1 protein-coding gene is annotated in these 729 nt (G+C 73.0%); it reads left to right on the top strand.

From position 1 onward, the window contains the following. The first annotated feature begins 59 nt into the window (after positions 1–59). Entirely contained in the window at positions 60–674 is a 615-nt protein-coding gene (locus ABD151_RS06795; RefSeq protein ID WP_343992627.1) for an RNA polymerase sigma factor, read from the top strand. The last annotated feature ends 55 nt before the right edge of the window (positions 675–729 follow it).

The raw sequence follows: 729 nt of genomic DNA, 5'->3' as shown, positions 1-729 counted from the left end.
GCACCCGTTTGCCGATCGGCTCAACGGGCACCGAGTGCGACGTGATACAAACCACGGCCATGACGGTGGCTGACCGCGACCCGGGTGATCCGGAGCAAGCTCTGGTCGCGATGCTTGCGGGCGACGAGGCAGGGTTCCTCGTCGTCTTCCGGGACGTGCAGCCCCGGCTGCTGCGCTATCTGAGTGTGCTGGTCGGTGCCGGTGAGGCCGAGGACGTGGCCGCGGAGACCTGGAGTCAGGTGGTCCGCGACCTGGCCCGCTTCCGCGGCGACCTCGACGGCTTCCGCGGCTGGGTGGCGACCATCGGGCGCCACCGGGCCCTGGACCATCTGCGTCAGCGCCAGCGGAGCCGGATCGCCGACGTCGCGGTCGAGGACCGGCCGGAGCCGGTCGGCGACGACCTGGCCTTCCTCGGTGCGAGCGAGGCGCTGGGCACCGAGCGGGCCGTCGCGATGATCGCCTCCCTGCCGCGCGAGCAGGCGGAGGCGGTGATGCTCCGGGTGGTGCTCGGCCTGGACGCGGCGTCGGCCGCAGCGGTGTTGGGACGGCGTCCCGGGGCGGTGCGCACGGCGGCGCATCGCGGTCTGAAGGCGCTGGCCGCGGGGCTCGACGAGCGCCCGGCGCTGGGTGTCGGTAACGGAATCGGGACCGCAGACGCTGAAGGAGTGTCATGAGCTCTGCCGACCGGTCTCCGCTGACCCGATCCGACCTGGATCGGGCGCTGGCGCG

The sequence above is a fragment of the Nocardioides dubius genome (genome assembly GCF_039528155.1).
Classification (GTDB): Bacteria; Actinomycetota; Actinomycetes; order Propionibacteriales; family Nocardioidaceae; genus Nocardioides; species Nocardioides dubius.
The sequence above is the reverse complement of the archived record's forward strand: the minus strand, read 5'-3'. Positions and strand labels throughout refer to the sequence as shown.